This is a genomic window from Pantoea sp. SGAir0430 (assembly GCF_043549295.1).
Map to the genome: position 1 here is coordinate 99,130 of NZ_CP039428.1, position 13,805 is coordinate 112,934.

The window sequence follows — 13,805 nt, forward strand, 5'->3', positions numbered from 1 at the left end:
TATTACCGCGATCAGGTTACAACGTCCAGTTTGACTTAAGGAATTGTGATGACGGCGATAAGCTTTAGGAATTGCGCTAACGGCCTGAGATAATTATCTGGAACTAAAAATGCAGAAAATGGCAAAAATCAGATGGCGGGAAATAATACCCGGCACGCCAGTGGCGGCCGGGCATGATGACAATTACAGTCGCGCTTCGACCGGCACCGCCACCTTTTTATCTTTCGGCTTGAGGCCAAACATGAATGAGGCGAAGCGTGAACGTTTGACGATAGCGTAACACACCGCGCTCAGCGCAATGCCGAGGGCAAAATCGATCAGGACATACAGGACTGACAGGTTATCCGGTAACCAGACATCCAGCAGCCATGAGAAAATGATCACCACCGGATAGTGCAGCAAATAGATGATCAGCGCGGAATCCACAATTGCCGTCAGAATGCGACTCTCTTTCACGTTGATGCGTTCGAAGCTAAACACCAGCCAGTAGGACAGCATCACCGACAGCACGCTGCCCAGCATCACCGGCACATATTTCATCACCCCGGTGATGTGGTTATGCGCGACGACATAGCAGGCGGCCCACACCGCCAGCACCAGCGCGGCCACTAGCCAGCCATTCATCAGTTTACTGTTGGCGTACCGGGCAATTTTCTCGCGGTTGACGTATAACGCAAAACCGGCGGTGTAATAGACGAGGAAACGTGCGGTCACCGGGATGAGCTCGACAAATTCACCGCGGCCTTTCACCAGAAACTTCAGCACGAAGCAGGCGTTACCCAGAATCACCAGCGTGGCGATCAGCATTGGCAACGACATTTTGCCCAACTGACGGGCGCTCCACTGATAAAACGCGCCGGGTACCAGCAGCGACATCACCGACAATGACACGAGGAACCACAGGTGGTGCATCATGGTATAGCTGTTTAGCCAGCCTTCGAGGCTCAGCGGGGTGTTATTCATCTGTCCCGCGATAAAATACATCAGCGGCGGAATAAACAGATAGGCTGATATCAGCGGAATCAGGACGCGCTTACGGCGATTATCCGTAAAGAATTTCTGCCCTTTTCGCAAAATAATCAGCGCGGAGAACATGCCCGAAAGAAAGAAGAACACTTCCATCCTGAAGGTGTGCACCATGCTCAGCAGTGCCGTAAATATTTCCGAGGGATCGCGCTGCGCGACATAATACCAGCCATTCTCTCCCGGCAAACTCCGTGAGGCGTGTAATAACACCCCTTCCAGAATTAGGCCGGCACGCAGCAGATCCAGGCCAATATTACGGCTGGATAAAAAGGATTCTGTTTTCACATTGCACATCCTGAAATGAGTTGTAACGCAATCATAATGATTCAGTCAGAATGCTAACACCGGATTAATCTGTATACATTATGTTTAGAAACGTTTCGGAATTTCGCCATAGTGTAAAGAATGCCACTGTGCAATGGCCATAAAGCTTAAGCCAGAATGTTCTGATGGTAAAAGTTATCGTCAGGCAGCGCATATTCGCAGCTAACCGCCGGAAAAGCAGCGAAAACCCGCTCCTTTACAACAGGTTGTGGATTATCCGGTTCGACTCGCAGTGCGAAAATTCGCTAATCAAACTGCGTTATATCCTGAAGCAACCATGATGTTTTAAGCAGGCGTCACTGCGGGATTTTCTGGCTGAAGGGTGACTGTTGGGTAAGGTTTGTTTTTATGTCGCTGTATTTAAATAACTTTTATTCAGCGAGCAGCTTTTTTCTCAGAGTTGGCCTAATTTTCACCCGGCAACCGTGCTTTCGGATTGTTGACCCGCAATCTCCCCTGTTAAGGTAATTCGCTTACGGTAAACAACCGATTCTCCATGTAACCTTGAGTATCAAAAGGCGGAAATTTGTTATGCAACGAGCGCTATCTGGCATCGTCACTTTGCTGATTACCACAGCCTGTCTGTGCAATACCGCATTCGCCGAAAGCGGCAAGCCCGATAATAACTTTATTATTGAAGCCTATGGCGGTTCCAGTACGCGCGGTGCCATGGCGATAAAGGAAAATGGCAAATTGCGCGCAATTTATATTAAAGACAATGAGATTGCTCTGATTAACCAGTGGCTACAGGAGAAGTATGGCGATGGCATTCGCGTAGTGAATAAAGGCGCGTCCTCATCGCAGGCCATGGACCTGTTAAATGGCAAATATTTCTACAAGAATAATAAAAGCTGGCGCGAAGAGATGAAGAAATCGCCGGCAAAAATCATTTTGCTGAATTTTGCCACCAACGATGCACGCCATTTCCATTTCCGCGATATAGAAAAGGATTACCAGGTTAGCCCGGATAAATATACCCAGGTGATGACACAGCTGATTACTATTGCCCGTGAAGAGGGTAAGCAGGTGATATTACAGGAGCCGCACCCGATTTGTGGCCGCGCGGAGAAATGGCACGTTGCACCTTACGTCACCAAACTGGACGCGCTGGCTAAAGCAGAATCGGTGCCGCTGGCGCGTCAGTATCAGCGCATACAGCAGATGAAAGACTGGCAGTCGCTGATGTCACCCGATTGTATTCATCCGTCCGAACAGCTGTACCGCATGAAAGCAGAGGAAACGTTTTCGGTGCTGGTCTCCCACTTTAATACCGAGCTGGCTGCTGCCGGGCATGGCAAAAACCCGGATGGCGAGCAGGTGGCGAAACGCTAAGCCGGTGATTGGCTGACCGGTGAAAACGGCTTAACGATATTGTAGCGTTATGGCTGTCTTGTATGGTCGTCTGTGGCGCAGGCAAGTATTCCCTGGTCGCCATAAATGGCGACCCTACAGGGTAACTGCGCGGTTTTATAATATGTTTTGGGTCACCATAAATGGTGACCCTACAGGGTAATTGCGCGGTTTTTAACGTGTCCAAGGTCACCATAAATGGTGACCCGACAGGGTATGGCACTGTTTTGTAGGGTGCGCATTGATGCGCACCGGCATTAACAGGGTGATTTTTAAACTGAACGGCATTGCACGCTTTATGGCGGCCCGTCTTACGCTGGCCGCTGCTCCGGGCGTGGTTAACTTACCCGAGCGATTGCTGGCTCAGCTTCTGCGGTGCCGCTGCGCCGTTCAGCGCCAGCGAAGCCGCTCGGCGTCTGGCCGGTGAAGCGGGTGAAAGCGATGCTGAAGGCGCTGGCAGAGCGGTAACCCACCCGTTCAGCCACGTCGGCTACTGACAGGCGGCTGCTGCGCAGCAGATTTTTTGCCAGCGCCATGCGCCACGTCAGCAGATACGCCATCGGCGCCATGCCCACTGCATCGCGAAAACGCACGAAAAACGCCGAGCGCGATAGCGCCGCATGTTTCGCCAGCTGGGGTACCGTCCAGCCATGGGCAGGCCTGGCGTGGATGGCGCGAATCGCCCCGGCCAGCCGCTCATCGGCCAGTCCCCGCATCACGCCAGGCGATGCATTCGCCGCTGGCATTGCGCGCAGCGCTTCGATCAGCAGTAATTCCAGCAAACGTTCCAGCACGATCTGCCGTGCCGGACGCTGTGCACGGCACTCATCCCTGACCAGCTGCACCAGCGTGGTCAGGCGCGATACGCCACGCACATGAATAAACTGTGGCAGTAACGAGACAATCAATTCCGCGTCGGGTGCGGCAAACTGGCAGTAACCAATCAGCGTCTGAACCTCGGCTGGCTGCTGCCGATCGCCAAGCCACACTTCGCCCGGCGCAAGCATCTCCGGCATCGAATCAGGCGCATCTGCGGCCGGTGGCTGCTCGCTGGTCATGCAAAACTCCCACGCAGCCGGAATCAGGACAAAATCCCCCTGCTCAAGCGCAACCGGAGGATGACCCTTCATTTCCAGCCGGCTGCGCCCCTCCAGCACCACGCAGTAAAACGGCTGGCCGGTCTCACTGCGCTGCACACGCCATAATCCATTGGCACGCGCGCGTTTGGAATAAGCCGCCCCGGGCTGTAACAGTGACACCATTTCGGCGAGCGGATCGATCATAATGGACTCCTGCAAATGAAACCAGGACTGTATGTTGTAGTGAGTCCGGTAGTGGCACTCTATAGTGAGCTCTTACCCAATGCAATGCAGGAGTGAACCATGAAAACCATTTTAATCACCGGCTGCTCTTCTGGTTTTGGTCATGCTACCGCGCTCTGGTTTCTGGAGCGCGGCTGGAAAGTCATCGCCACCATGCGCACCCCGCGCGCCGAACTGTTTCCCGAATCCGCCCATCTGCGCCTGCTGCCACTGGATGTCACCGATGCCGCCAGCATCAGGCAAACGCTGGCTGAAGCAGGAGAGATTGATGTGCTGGTCAACAATGCCGGCATCGGATTATTAACCTCGCTGGAAGGCGCGCCGATGTCCTCGGTGCGGGAAGTGTTCGAAACCAACACGCTGGGCACCATCGCCATGACGCAGGCGGTCATCCCGCAGTTCCGTGCGAAAAACAGTGGCATGGTGATCAATGTGACCTCGACGGTGACGCTGAAATCCCTGCCGCTGCTGGCGGTTTATACCGGCAGCAAAGCGGCAGTCAACGCCTTTACCGAGTCGCTGGCGCTGGAACTGCAACCCTTTAATGTTCAGGTGAAACTGGTATTACCCGGGATGGCTCCCACCACCGACTTTGGCAAAAATGCCCGGCCGCGCATGGAAAACACCTTGCTCGAGCCTTACCAGCCGATGTTTGATGGCATCATCGCCGGCATGCAGCAGCCCCAGCCAACCACTAAAGCACAGGACGTTGCCGCTGCCGTGTGGCGTGCCGCGACCGATCCCGCCGCACCGATGCGCATCCCGGCCGGAGAAGATGCCGAAGCCTCGATGAAGCAATACGGTTAGCGATCTTTGCGCTGGGCCAGCGCCTGCAGTGCTGCCAGACCGTCGCGCGCCAGCCAGCTTTGCAGCGGGGCAAATAACGGTTCAGGCAGCGCCTCAGGCGCGAACCAGTGCCAGCCTGCGCACTTATCCGGTTCCCGCAGTTGCGGCTCACCGCTGGCGTCCGGCGCCACCATCAGCAGCGTAATATAGTGCCGGTTGACCGCCGGAAACACATCGCTGACGAAGGCGCCGTTGTGTACGCTGTGCAGCTGTAAACCGGTCTCCTCCAGCACTTCCCGCCGCGCACAGGCTTCCGGGGATTCACCAAACTCCAGATGGCCGCCCGGCGCCGACCAGTCACCGGCACCGTGGCTGCCTTTACGCTGGCCGAGCAACAGCTTGCCATCGCGGAAAATTAATACGCCAATACCGACCTGCGGGGACATCATTGCTCCTGATTTATCGATCCTCTCACTCTGCACGGTTTATAAAACAGCGCACCCCGCCTGACAATGGTTTCCTGCCGTTATCGCTGGGGTTTGAGTCGCAGCGCCATCAGCATCAGTAGCAGCACGCCCGCCGCCATGATCTGCCACGCGCTGTCGAGTGATGCCGCGCGATCGCGCACAATGCCGGCTATCAGCGGCATCAGCGCGGCCAGCATATAGCCCCCGCCCTGCACAAACGACAGCAGCGCAGTGGCTTCTTCTGGCGTGCGGGCATGATCAAGCGTGACGATCAGCGATAGCGGAAACAGCGCACCGATCCCCAATCCCAGCAGCAGCGTCGGCAACCAGGCGCGTTCGCCGCCCAGCCACAGCAGTGCGATTAGCCCCAGCAGAATGGAAGCCAGCACCACCAGCAACGGCCAGCGGCGATCGCGGCAGCGATGAATCAGCGCGGAGAGCATAAATCCGGCGGCGACTTCGGTCAGGGTTAATGCGCCCAGCACGTAGCCGCTCTGCGCCGGCAGCCAGCCGTGTTGCATGTAAAATGGCGGCAGCCACGCCAGCACCAGCGTGTAAGCACCGGTGCCGATGCCAAAAAACAGCATTAACAGCCAGGCACGCGGCGTGCGGTGTACGCCGCCAGCCGGTGGCGTGTTTACTCTTGTGGTCACAGGTTGCAGGCGCAGCCACAGAATCAATGCGATCAGCGCCGGTAGCGACGGCAGCATCAGGGCGATCGTCAGTCCGGCATGGCTGGCGAGCGGTGCGGCGCTGGCTGCGGCCACTGCAGCTCCGGCCATAATACCGGTGGTGAACAGTGCCATTAACGTACCGGCACGCGAGGCGAAGTGACGTTTGATGAGCGCGGGCATCAGCGCCTGGATCAGCCCGATGCCGCAGCCGGCCAGCAGCGCGCTGGCGGTTAGCATGGTGGCACTGTGATCAACGCCACGCGCGCCACCCGCGAGCACCAGCACTATCAGGCCAGCGGTAATGCCGCGCGCTTCACCCAGCCTGCGCAGCAGCGGCCCGGCCAGCGCCGCCAGCCCCATCATAATGACCGGCAGCGTCGTCAGCAGGCTCAGCTGTGTGGCACTGAGCCCTGCATCGTGTTGCAGTTGCGGGAACAGCGGTCCGATGGCCGCCATCACCGGACGCAAATTCAGCGCCACCACAAAAACCAGTAAAGCAAACATGCCAATAGCAGGTAAGGTACGATTCACATTCTGTCTCCATACGCCAAAGTATCTTAACGTTAAGATACTTTGCGGAAGAACGATAGCGGGTGCGCACAAAGCGACACATTGCCCGCCGTGAACTGATGAGAGTTAACATGACTGACCACGTAGATTTTGTCGTTGCGCAATGGGCCAGCGCCATGCCGGAGCTGGACGCCTCTTCCATGGCGATTTTTGGCCGCATGCTGCGCCTGATGAAGCATCTGGCGAAAAAGCGCGCTGAGGCGCTGGCGCCCTTTGGTTTTCGCGACGGTGAATTTGATGTACTGGCGACGCTGCGGCGTGCCGGCGCACCTTACCGGCTGTCGCCCACGCAGCTCTACAAATCGCTGCTGGTCACCTCCGGTGCCATGACCAACCGGCTTAACCGGCTGGAAGTAGAGGGATTGATTGCGCGTGTTGCCGATGCCGATGATAAGCGCAGCACGCTGGTGATGCTGACGCCGGCCGGCCTGGCGAAGATTGATCAGGCGCTGCAGGTGCATACGCAAACGCAGAACGCGCTGCTGGCCACGCTGGACGATCGGCAGCAGCAGCAGCTTGCCGCCCTGCTGCGTCAGCTGTTGCAGGCAGCAGAACAGTAAGCCGGACGGGATGTGGCAAAAAATGAATTAATTCAGCGCGTTTTTCGCTATGTTAAGCATCCCACACCGCTTATTTTCGGACTGGCTATGCGTAACAAATATGCCCCTGCGCAAATCTTTATTCACTGGCTGACGCTGGTACTGGTGGCCACCGCTTACTGCACCATGGAGTTTCGCGGCTTATTCACGCGCGGATCCTGGCAAGGTTACACCATGATCGTCGGACATTTCAGCGCCGGCAGTTGCGTGCTGTTGCTGATGCTGTCACGCATTGTGCTGCGTTTTCGCCATCGCAGCCCGAAAATCGAACCCCAGCCGCCACACTGGCAAACCGGACTGGCGCATCTGATGCATCTGGCGATCTATCTGTTCTTTATCGTGCTGCCGATTCTCGGCATCCTTTCGCGCTTCTACATGGGCCGTAACTGGTGGATTTTTGCGATTCCGATGCCGGTCAGCGCCAGCCCGGAGCCGGACTTTGCCGATATGCTGAGCGACTGGCACGAAACCCTCGCGCCATACGGCTACTGGCTGATTGGTCTGCACGCGGCGGCCGCGCTGGTGCATCATTATCTGATTAAAGACAATACGTTGCTGCGCATGATGCCGTCACGGCGAAACGGATGAAAGGAATAGGACGGTCGCCTGAGGTGGCGACCGTCCTGATTTACGCAGCGTGCCGGCGATCGGTCACCGACCTCAGCTGAGGTGAAAACGTCCCACGGTATGCGCCAGCTGTGCCGCCTGGTCTTCCAGCGAACTGGCGGCGGCTGACATCTGCTGAACCAGCGCAGCGTTCTGCTGGGTGGTGCCATCCATCTCGTTCACCGCGATCGTTACCTGGCTGATGCCGCGCGCCTGCTCGTCTGACGCGGTAACAATCTCGCCGATAATGGTGCGCACCGAGTTTACCGCCTGCGTCATCTCCTGCATGGTTTTACCGGCATCCTGCACCAGCTGCACCCCGCTGCCGACGCGCTGCCCGGACTCTTCAATCAGCGCAGCGATATCCTTCACCGCATTGGCGCTGCGCTGTGCCAGATTACGCACTTCCGACGCCACCACGGCAAAACCGCGTCCCTGTTCCCCGGCGCGCGCCGCTTCAACCGCGGCGTTGAGCGCCAGAATGTTGGTCTGGAAGGCGATGCTGTTGATAATGGCGGTGATGTCGCCGATTTTCTTCGCGCTGTCGTCGATTTGCGCCATGGTCTGCACTACCTGGCCCACCAGTGACTCACCGCGGCTGGCGATGTGCGTGGCGTTATCGGTCAGCGTCGTCGCCTGATGCGCGTTAGCAGCGTTGTGTTTCACCGTCGCGGTAATCTGCTCCATGCTGGCGGCAGTTTGTTCCAGCGCGGCCGCCTGCTCTTCGGTACGTGACGCGAGGTTGAGGTTGCCGCTGGCGATTTCACCTGCGCCCTGGCGCACCGACGCGCTGGCATCCTGAATCTGCCCGACAATCTCGCGCAGCTGGTTTTGCATGGTGTGCAAGGCGAAGAACAGACTGCTGCTGTCGCGCGCTTTCAGCGGGATAGCGTTATCCAGTTTGCCATCGGCCACAGCCAGCGCAATGGTGGCTGCGGTCAGTGGCTCACCGCCAATCGGCTTCAGCACTTTGCGACTAAATACCAGCCCAAGCAGTGCGCACACCACCAGGATGCTAATCACCATTAAAATCACCGCGTTAATCAGCTGACGGTGCGCCGCTTCCATGACTTTGCTCACCGGGGCCACCACGCCGAGATACCATTTCTGATCGCTGTTACCGATCACCACCGGCCGCCAGGCCACCAGCGCATCCTCGCCCAGAATAGCGTCATGCTGTTCGGTGACCGTACTGCTGAAATTATGTGTGTCGCCCTTCCAGGCTTTGCTGGTCTGGCTTTTGTCCGGATAAGACACCACATTACCCGCGCTCGAGAGCAGCATGGCGTAACCGCTGCCTTCCCACGGTTTGATGCTGTTCACTTTTTCCTGCAGTGACGCCAGTGAGATATCGGACGTCACCACGCCCCACAGTTTGCCCTGGCTGATAATTGGCGCGGCCACCGAGGTCAGCAGCGTTGGCACACCGTTATAGGCATAGCTATAAGGTTCGATCAGCGTATCTTTCTGGCTTTTCTGCGGCAGCAGATAGTAATCGCCCTGGCCTGGCGTAAAGATTGAGGTCAGCGGATGCAGGGCAAAATTGCCGCCCTGGTCGCGATCGACGAAATAGGCGTAACGTCCTTTAGGTGCCGCGCCAGCCTGAGAGGCAAACTCAGCATCGCGTCCGTCAAATGCGTTTTCTTCGAAGATGACCGAAATAGAGAGATAGTCCGGATTATCACGCAGTGCAGAGACCAGCAGCTTATCGGCCACTTTACGGTCCTGCACACCGGCAGCCGGCAGGGCAATCAGACTGTGGCCAAGGTTGTGAGCGACATCTCGTGCGTAACTCAGCTCCTGCTGGATTTGCAGCGCCTGACTCTGCGCAATCTGCTGTAAGTAACTTTCCGCCAGCGATTTTTGCTCATTGCTGGACTGCCAGCTGAGCACGCCGATAGTCACGGCGAAGCCGAGGGTGATGGTTAAGGCGCCCGTCAGCAGCATTTGTGTGCGGGTGCTCATTTTTTTCTTATTAGATACGGTTGTGGCCATGTCGGCGCTCCTGGTGTTGACACTTTATTACTGAAAAAGAATCACGCCCTGTGCACCTGCATCCCTGTAATCACTCTATCGGCGCACAATCCGGGAACTTGATGGCCTGGCAGGTCCGATCAGAAAACCATCAACTGCTGTTGTGGCGTCGGGTCGCCATTAAAAACGCTAAGACGATGCAGTAAAAAAGAGGGAATTTGATCTGGCGCAAGATCGCCACTTCGTTGTGCTGTCAGGTTATTGCGTACGGGCGCAACGCGCCGCATAACAAGAGGAATGCAACATGGCAGGTAAATTGAGTCTGGCAGGGTTAATGGTGGTCTGGCTGATGTATGTGGCGTGGATGGTCAGTTACTACTCAGGCACCTTCTCTCTTTTCACGCACTGATCCTTAGCACGGTTCCCAGGCCAGCACAGAGGCTGGCCCGGATTCAGCAGCAGTGCAAAGCGAACGCGCTGTTCCTCAGGCGGCTTTGACCGCACGCACCTTCTTCTCTTTTTCCGGCGCAGCCGTATCGCTGTCGTCAGCAGCGGTTTCGCCGCTGTCTTTCACCGCGTCCGGCAGTTTGCTGGTGCGCAGAATGTGTTGCACCGCGTCTTTCTGTTCGGCCAGCAGCATACCCAGCGCTTCGGCCTGAGCCTCATCCATCGCTGGCTGATGTTGCTGCAGCCAGTCGGTGAACGCGTCGGCCATATCGAGCATCTTGTCCCATGCATCTGCGTCTTTTTTATTGGCAAACGTCATCTTCTCTTCACCCTTTCTGACCACAACATATTTGGTTTCGACTGCCATGATGCACCTCATTTACTGTGTTTATATACAGTATATTTCATTCAGCTTTATTTCGCCAACGGTTTTCTGCTCGCCGTTTAAGCCAGCAGCTCTTCGAGGAAGGTTGCCAGCGCTTTGCGTGGATCGTCCTCTTCAGACACGATCATCTCAATGCCCCACTGCCCCAGTACCTCTTTCGCCACCGGATTATTACGGTTGGTGAACAGGTAGGATTTAGGTCGTGCGGTCGCCAGCCCGGTGCGGCCCCACATTTTGGTCAGGCGATAAAACAGCAGGCGGATATTGAAATCGCTGATGCTGTAGCCAACAAACAGCACGGAGTTACCCATGACATCATGGGTCAGTTTGATATCCAGCGGCGAGTCAAAATAGAGCCGCTCAAAGTAGCTGCTCTCATCCAGCACGATGGAGGTATCATCGTCAAAATCGCCATGAAGTTTAATAATATGGCGCTTATCTTCGGTCAGCGACACCAGATCGGCGGCATTAGCGACCTTGCTGTACGGCACGTTGTGCGCTTCATGCGCCATCTCCAGCCAGCGGTCGTAATTGGTGGTATAGATGCGCGAGAAATTGCCCTGGGTGATCATGGTGTGGATTTCAGAGCTGCGCACGTCGATGTCCGGACGGTGCCACTCGCGATCCATCCAGCTGCGCAGCGGGCCGAGCGAGCCTTTGCGCTGTTTGTAATACTCCGCCAGCGACAAATGGGTGCCGTAGGTATTGAAGATCTTCGGATCGTAGCCCAGCTCATTAGCCAGATGTGCAATCAGCTCGTGCCACTCCGGCAGTCCGAGATTGCGTGAGATGCCCGCACCGGCGAACAGAATCAGTTTGCCGGCATCGTAAGCGCGTTTGAGTTCCGGTTTCATGCCAGTCCCCGCGAAGTTTTCAGAAAGGTGGCAAAGCGATCCAGCGCCAGGCGGCGCATCGAGATTTCGTTTTTCAGTTCGCCCATTTCAGCGAATGTCTGGGTGTGCCCTTCCGGGATAAAGACGCAGTCCCACTGAAATTCGCGCGGCCCCGCCGGCTCCCGGGCAATGGTGCCGCGCAGCTGACCTTCAAACTGGTACATTTTGCGCCCGTCACAGTAGCCGAGGACGGTTTTGGCGGTCACGCCCGGGCTGTCCAGTCCGTTCACCAGTTTGGTAAAGCGTTCTGCGTTCAGCCGGCTCCAGAAGATGCGCGTCAGACCGGCGGGCAGGCCATTGAGCCCATCCAGATATAGGCCGGTATGCTCGACAAACAGCGGGCGGCCAATGATTGAAAAGGCTTTAGTCAGTTTGTCACGAACCAGCTCCACCTCATTTTCGGTCTGAATCTCTTCAATACGGCGCGCAATGGGCACCACTTCGACACCCACCGGCTCAAGGATGGTACGCACCTCGGCCAGCTTGAGTTCATTAGCAGATAAGAAACGAATTTTCATTGCAATCAGTATGTTGAAAGTGGGTTAGTCCAACCTGGTGACGCGTATCCGGCTGCGGTTCCGGCTGTTATTGTCCGGCACGCTGTCGCCGCGCCGCATGGTCATTCTACTCTGCGGCGACGTCACTGGCGAGGAACAATCGGGTCGCGCTGCGCGCGCCTTCGCCGGTATAGCGCATCGCTTATCGCTGGCGGCGTTAAATATTGCACCTGAATGCGTTAATAGCGCTATTTGACGCCGCTTATGTCAAATATAAAAATCCGCGCTTAACGCGCAAATAATCTGAAAACAATTATGACAGTCGTCTCGCTTAAATATATTATGTGGCGTTTACACCTTCACGCGTCATGACAATAAAACCCGGAACCGTTTATGAACCCTTTGTTGAGTTCAGCCTGGTCGCGCATCCGTAATCTGCCCTTCATTTTGCAGGGTGATAGCCCGGAAAAAAGCTCCGCCTGACGCTGCTGATTGCCGGCGTCGCCAGTATCGTGGCCGGTATCTTTATGGCAACACTGAATTTCAGTCGCGGTCATCATGACATTGGCTGTCTGTATATCGCCAGTATAGCGCTGGGGGGCTACATCATCATCGGCGCCTTCAGCGACCGGCTGGAGCGGCATCTGGCGGTCATTACCCATGCGTTATTATTTACCATCATCGTGCTGTTGCTGGTGGATAATCACCACGCTGCCGGCAAGCGTTCAGAATATAACTATCTGGTGGCCTTGATCGTCGGTTCGGCACTGGTGTTGCGCCAGCAATCCTTTTATCTGAGTAAAATATTTCCGCTGCTATGCCTGCTGTGTTATCTGTTTTTTGTCACCACCGGTCTGATCTGGGAAAATAATCGTTTTCATCTGAATATTCCGCAGGAAGCCGTTTTTACCGTTTTCAATTGTGCAGTGCCGGTGACGGCACTGCTGTCGACCGTGTTTACCTATGGCGGCAATTATTCCGCCACCGATCTTATCAAGCGCGAGCTCGCGTCCGCCATCGAGCGCCAGCAGCTGGAGCTCTATTATCAGCCGCAGGTCGATGGCGACAAAAATCTCATCGGTTTTGAAGCGCTGCTGCGCTGGAAGCACCCGGAGAAAGGCTTTATCTCACCGGAAGTGTTTATTCCGGTAGCCGAAAAAAGCGGGCTGATTATCGATATTGGCAAGTGGGTGCTGGAGCGCATGCTGCAACAAATCGTTGAGTGGGATCGCGTGCTGCGGCTGCCCCCGCTGGTGTTTTCCATCAATATCAGCCCGCTGCAGTTGATGCACCGCGACTTCACCCATGACACGCTGCTGACGCTGTCGCATTACAAAATCCGTCCCGAGCGGCTGAAGTTTGAAATTACCGAGACCACCTTTATTTACGATCAGCAGCGCATTGGGGATGTCATCAACCACTTCAGCCAGTTAGGGATCAAATGGGCGATCGACGATTTCGGCGTCGGCTACTCTTCGCTTAAGTCGCTGAGTGATTTCGCTATTGATGATATTAAGATTGATAAATCCCTGATTATGCACATTTTTGAAAACGAATCGGCGGCGATTGTGGTGCAAAAGACCATTGAGTTGTCGCGCGCGATGGGGCTGAACGTGCTGGCGGAAGGGATTGAGAGCGAGGAGTATTTCGAGCACCTGCGCAATAAGGGCTGCCATTTATTCCAGGGTTACCATTTTGCCCGCCCGCTGCCCGCCGCCGAAGCATTACAGTGGATAAAAAAAGCAGGATAAACCGGGCGGGATGACGTGTGGACGGATTGCTGTGTCCTCACGCAATACATCACATTGCACGATGCTGTAGCGGCGCGACTCATCGCGCGAATGTTCAGAAGCGCCATGCCCATCCCGGCATAGCGCAATAAATT

Annotated in this window: 13 protein-coding genes; 5 read left to right on the forward strand and 8 right to left on the reverse strand. The window is 55.9% G+C overall.

The genetic code is table 11. The features are described from left to right. Positions 1 to 183: 183 nt before the first annotated feature. Positions 184 to 1,311 carry an acyltransferase family protein gene (locus E7738_RS19360; protein ID WP_058759114.1) on the reverse strand — a complete coding sequence of 376 codons (1,128 nt, stop codon included), beginning with the start codon at positions 1,309 to 1,311 and terminating at the stop codon, positions 184 to 186. Positions 1,312 to 1,881: 570 nt separating this feature from the next. Between E7738_RS19360 and E7738_RS19365 the strand changes: the two genes are divergently transcribed. Then, a complete protein-coding gene (locus E7738_RS19365) occupies positions 1,882 to 2,682 on the forward strand; it encodes an SGNH/GDSL hydrolase family protein (RefSeq protein WP_262258222.1) in 801 nt (266 codons plus the stop codon). A gap of 356 nt (positions 2,683 to 3,038) precedes the next feature. Here the strand turns inward: E7738_RS19365 and E7738_RS19370 are convergent, their stop codons facing one another. Next, positions 3,039 to 3,983, reverse strand: coding sequence for an AraC family transcriptional regulator (locus tag E7738_RS19370; RefSeq protein ID WP_394516498.1), 945 nt, complete (start codon positions 3,981 to 3,983; stop codon positions 3,039 to 3,041). A 99-nt stretch (positions 3,984 to 4,082) separates the two neighbouring features. Here E7738_RS19370 and E7738_RS19375 point away from each other — a divergent pair, with 99 nt between their 5' ends. Beyond that, positions 4,083 to 4,829 (forward strand): SDR family oxidoreductase, encoded by a 747-nt coding sequence (locus E7738_RS19375; RefSeq protein ID WP_222952109.1) that lies wholly within the window; start codon positions 4,083 to 4,085, stop codon positions 4,827 to 4,829. On the opposite strand, the gene E7738_RS19380 is transcribed toward E7738_RS19375, so the two are convergent. After that, on the reverse strand, positions 4,826 to 5,254 hold the full coding sequence (locus E7738_RS19380; protein WP_394516573.1) for a nucleotide triphosphate diphosphatase NUDT15: 429 nt from the start codon (positions 5,252 to 5,254) through the stop codon (positions 4,826 to 4,828). The genes E7738_RS19375 and E7738_RS19380 overlap by 4 nt on opposite strands. 80 nt (positions 5,255 to 5,334) lie before the next feature. After that, complete coding sequence (locus E7738_RS19385) at positions 5,335 to 6,480, reverse strand: MFS transporter (protein WP_394516499.1); 1,146 nt, start codon at positions 6,478 to 6,480, stop codon at positions 5,335 to 5,337. Between the two features lie 110 nt (positions 6,481 to 6,590). Between E7738_RS19385 and E7738_RS19390 the strand changes: the two genes are divergently transcribed. Both E7738_RS19390 and cybB read left to right on the forward strand, forming a co-directional pair. Then, positions 6,591 to 7,079, forward strand: coding sequence for a MarR family winged helix-turn-helix transcriptional regulator (locus E7738_RS19390; RefSeq protein WP_394516500.1), 489 nt, complete (start codon positions 6,591 to 6,593; stop codon positions 7,077 to 7,079). An 87-nt stretch (positions 7,080 to 7,166) separates the two neighbouring features. Then, entirely contained in the window at positions 7,167 to 7,706 is a 540-nt protein-coding gene (gene cybB / locus E7738_RS19395; RefSeq protein ID WP_394516501.1) for a cytochrome b561, read from the forward strand. A gap of 72 nt (positions 7,707 to 7,778) precedes the next feature. Here cybB and E7738_RS19400 read toward each other — a convergent pair whose 3' ends face one another. The 4 genes from E7738_RS19400 to E7738_RS19415 all read right to left on the reverse strand — a co-directional run bounded on the left by E7738_RS19400 (position 7,779) and on the right by E7738_RS19415 (position 11,941). Next, positions 7,779 to 9,719, reverse strand: coding sequence for a methyl-accepting chemotaxis protein (locus tag E7738_RS19400; RefSeq protein ID WP_021509066.1), 1,941 nt, complete (start codon positions 9,717 to 9,719; stop codon positions 7,779 to 7,781). Between the two features lie 463 nt (positions 9,720 to 10,182). After that, positions 10,183 to 10,512: a YebG family protein gene (locus E7738_RS19405; protein ID WP_058775925.1), complete on the reverse strand. Its 330-nt coding sequence runs from the start codon at positions 10,510 to 10,512 to the stop codon at positions 10,183 to 10,185. A 77-nt stretch (positions 10,513 to 10,589) separates the two neighbouring features. Further along, positions 10,590 to 11,384 carry an SIR2 family protein gene (locus E7738_RS19410; RefSeq protein ID WP_010618046.1) on the reverse strand — a complete coding sequence of 265 codons (795 nt, stop codon included), beginning with the start codon at positions 11,382 to 11,384 and terminating at the stop codon, positions 10,590 to 10,592. Beyond that, on the reverse strand, positions 11,381 to 11,941 hold the full coding sequence (locus E7738_RS19415) for a non-canonical purine NTP pyrophosphatase (protein ID WP_010618047.1): 561 nt from the start codon (positions 11,939 to 11,941) through the stop codon (positions 11,381 to 11,383). The genes E7738_RS19410 and E7738_RS19415 overlap by 4 nt, the downstream gene beginning before the upstream one ends. A 506-nt stretch (positions 11,942 to 12,447) precedes the next feature. Between E7738_RS19415 and E7738_RS19420 the strand changes: the two genes are divergently transcribed. Continuing rightward, the gene (locus tag E7738_RS19420) at positions 12,448 to 13,671 is read left to right on the forward strand and encodes a putative bifunctional diguanylate cyclase/phosphodiesterase (RefSeq protein WP_394516502.1); all 1,224 of its coding nucleotides are present in this window, start codon (positions 12,448 to 12,450) and stop codon (positions 13,669 to 13,671) included. Positions 13,672 to 13,805: the final 134 nt, after the last annotated feature.